Source organism: Neobacillus drentensis, assembly GCF_036965645.1.
Classification (GTDB): domain Bacteria; phylum Bacillota; class Bacilli; order Bacillales; family Cytobacillaceae; genus Neobacillus; species Neobacillus drentensis_D.
In genome coordinates this window covers 1-3,286 of sequence record NZ_JBALPZ010000103.1, presented here as the reverse complement: position 1 = coordinate 3,286, position 3,286 = coordinate 1, and the positions used below count along the sequence as shown (strand labels likewise).

Annotated in this window: 4 protein-coding genes; all 4 read right to left on the bottom strand. The window is 39.0% G+C overall.

Features of this window, described 5'->3' with window-relative positions; translation table 11 throughout:
* Positions 1-20 precede the first annotated feature (20 nt).
* Positions 21-179, bottom strand: a complete 159-nt coding sequence (locus V7266_RS19185; protein WP_335469980.1) for a DUF1540 domain-containing protein — start codon at positions 177-179, stop codon at positions 21-23.
* A 76-nt stretch (positions 180-255) separates the two neighbouring features.
* On the bottom strand, positions 256-993 hold the full coding sequence (gene pdaA, locus V7266_RS19180; protein ID WP_420491455.1) for a delta-lactam-biosynthetic de-N-acetylase: 738 nt from the start codon (positions 991-993) through the stop codon (positions 256-258).
* Positions 994-1,089: 96 nt separating this feature from the next.
* Positions 1,090-2,055: a nuclease-related domain-containing protein gene (locus V7266_RS19175; protein WP_335469976.1), complete on the bottom strand. Its 966-nt coding sequence runs from the start codon at positions 2,053-2,055 to the stop codon at positions 1,090-1,092.
* A 270-nt stretch (positions 2,056-2,325) separates the two neighbouring features.
* Positions 2,326-3,286, bottom strand: a 961-nt coding sequence (locus V7266_RS19170) for a fumarate hydratase (RefSeq protein ID WP_335469975.1), incomplete at its 5' end; no start/stop codon positions are given.

Sequence of the window (3,286 nt, the reverse complement as noted above, 5' to 3'; positions counted from 1 at the left end):
CATTTTTCTGGTATTTTATCTTATCCACGATGCTCAAATGTTTTACAAGCGGTTTCCTCTACCGTATCAGCCTCTCTGCTCCTGTTGGGACCAATGACATAGATTGAATCTGCAACACATTGGTCACCTTCTGCCCAATACTTGCAATTCTCAACATTACATTTTACTTCCAATTTCATAAAGTAGCCCCCTCTAAAAAAGTTGTACTATACAGATACCCCTTTTAGAAGGAGATGAAACACCTACTGCTACTTACTACTTAGGTTTCGGAAAATCATCGAGGCTTTTGAATTTGTAGCCTCTCTTTTTCAAATCCTTAATCGCTTGTTCAAGTGCTTCGGCGTTATCTTTTGAAATGGAATGAAGCAGAAGTACACATCCTGGATGGATTTGCTTCATGATATTATTGTAGGAATATTGCCAGCCTTTTTGTTGATTCACATTCCAGTCAACAAAGGCAAGCGACCAAAAAACATGGGTGTAACCCTCTTCCTTCGCAATTTTCAGCGTTCTATCACTGAAAACACCGCGTGGCGGACGAAGATACTTCATTTCCTTTTGCCCAGTTACTTCTTTTGCTTTAACCTTAACCTTTTGAAGCTCCTCCCGGATTTTTGCATCACCGACTGCTGTAAAATCTGGATGGCTCCAGGAATGATTTCCGATAATATGTCCTTCTTTTACCATTTGTTTGGAGAGCTCAGGCTGCGAATTTAAAAAGTGGCCTGTTACAAAAAAGGCAGCTGGCACTTTTTCCTTTTTCAAGACTTCAAGAATTTTTGGCATGTAGCCATTTTCATAACCAGCGTCAAAGGTCAAATATAGGATTTTGGATTTCGGATCTCCTTTATAAAAAGCACCGTATTTGGCGAGAATCTGGTCGTACTGCGCGCCAGCTTCCGGAGGAATTTCATTCTCGGATTTTTTAAAACCCCAGTGGATTGGCTGATTGGATACAGCTGCATATGTACTTGTTGGGATTAGTAAGCACATGATCGCAAGGAAGATGATTAAGCGTTTCATCCGTGTTCCCCCTATTTTTTATTTATTTTATTGTTTGTTTTATAAGGGAAAAGGATAATTAGTAATTTATAGGAAATCTCTAGGGGGATGGTAGACACGGCCTTTTTTCGTTCCGGTTGAGGGTAAATTTAGCAATTCTAATTGATAAGAGGAGGACCTTCTTGTGGGTAGTTGAAGAAATTCTCGTAGTTCCAAATTGGTAATTGTGGTGTTAATAAGAAGAAAGAAATCGTTAATCGCTTCATGGATGCCTTCTTTAGAAATTTTTAGACAAACTGGGCAAATCCACTTATTTTTTTTGTATTCCATAGGCATGTATAAACAGTTTGAACAGCAAACCCCTGGTAAAATATCACTTTTATTAATCCCGAGTGAACCTAAAAAGTCTGATCTGTATGGGGTGTGTTTACTTAAAAGTAGTCTTTTTATTTTTCCAATCGTTTTTTGATCTACTCTTTCTTTATTGTAGTATTTCTCAAGTTCTTCAATTTTTTTCAAAAGGTTACTGGCCTTACAAATCTTTTTTTCTGCCTCATGGTACCCCTGAGCAATTTTAATTTCTGATGATGAATTAGTAAAAACAACTACGGTCTCAATAGGAATAGGAGGGATTTGATACTTTTGAAAAAAATATTGTAAAAGGATTTTATGCCTATTTACCTGTGAAATTGGATTATCATAGACCATTTTTATATTATTAATCTCTTGTGTTATCTGGTGTCTTTCCAATGTAAGTGTTCCTGAATAGTTTTTTGACTCTAAGAGAATGATTAGTTTTGGAGAAAGAAGGTGAGCATCCATTTGGAAGAAGGAATTCCTGACAGGAAGTCGGAGACCATGAAAAATATGATAATTCTTTTCAGGGAGTAAACCAAGAAAATAGTTCAACGTTTTCTCTCCTTTATACCCTGAAGCTAAAATCCTGATTTTTAACTCTACCTCTGCCATCATTGAATGATTACTCGGTAGTCTTCTTTGAGCAGCTTCTGCCTGTTGTAACGTTATGGGCTTAATTAATGTCAAGTCGAACAAATTGTTCCCTCCTTTAGCTAATTTATCATCTATTTCGACATTATTTTAAGAATTCCTCTTGTTTTTTTGAATCCACTTTACTGCTTTAAAGCTTTATTAACAAAATTCGGGGGGATATTAACAAAAATTTGAGGATATTAACAAAATCCCAGGATATATTAACAAAATTCCTTACCATATTAACAAAAATCAAATTATATTAACAAATCCCTCCAACAACCACAAAAAAGAGGACAGGTACACCGTTCACGCCTATCCCCCAAAACCCTCTTATTTAAAAACCGGCTCCTTAAACTGAGCTAATTTTTCCAATGAAGACTTATCTACATCCGCATGCAGACTGTTGCCGTGTGAGTCCATCGTTACAACAGCAGTAAAGCCTTCTACGCGCAGGTGCCACATTGCTTCTGGAATACCAAACTGCATTAAATCAACGCCCTCTACGCCTTTAATACAATCCGCATAATACTGAGCTGCTCCACCAATCGCGTTCAAATAAACCCCGCCATGCTCTTTCAACGCTGCCAATGTTTTCGGACCCATTCCACCTTTTCCAATGACGGCGCGGATACCAAACTTCTTCATGATATCGCCTTGATAAGGCTCCTCACGGATACTCGTTGTCGGACCGGCAGCCTTCACATGCCATTCGCCATTATCATCCTTCAACATAACCGGACCGCAATGATAAATAACTTGGCCATTCAAATCAACCGGTGCCTCATGGTCACTTAAATACTTATGAATCGCATCACGGCCGGTGTACATCAATCCATTTATTTGGACAACGTCGCCAACCTTTAACGACCGAATCTTTTCTTCTGTAATTGGTGCTTCTAATATAATCGCATCAGAAGCAGAAGAAGCAGCAGCTGTTTCCTTTTCAGCTTCCGTTTCAGCAAAATCAATAAACTCGCCTTCTTGGTAAGCCCACTCTTTAATCACACCCGTCTCAGCGTCTACACTCACACCTAAACGGCGGAATGCCCAGCAATTGTAGGCAACAGAAACGTAAAAGCTCGCAGGGATACGGTTCATCACGCCGATTTTGCAGCCTAAAAGGGTTGCTTCCCCACCGAAGCCCATCGTTCCAATTCCTAGTTTATTGGCATTTTCCATTACATACTCTTCTAGTTTGCGAAGATCCTCATTCGGATTGACATCTTCAACCGAACGGAATAATTGCTCTTTTGCTAAATCATAGCCTGATGAACGGTCACCACCGATTCCT

Excerpts from the sequence above, each read along its gene's own strand:
- V7266_RS19185 (WP_335469980.1), bottom strand. The coding sequence starts at position 179 with ATGAAATTGGAAGTAAAATGTAATGTTGAGAATTGCAAGTATTGGGCA.
- pdaA (WP_420491455.1), bottom strand. The coding sequence starts at position 993 with ATGTGCTTACTAATCCCAACAAGTACATATGCAGCTGTATCCAATCAG.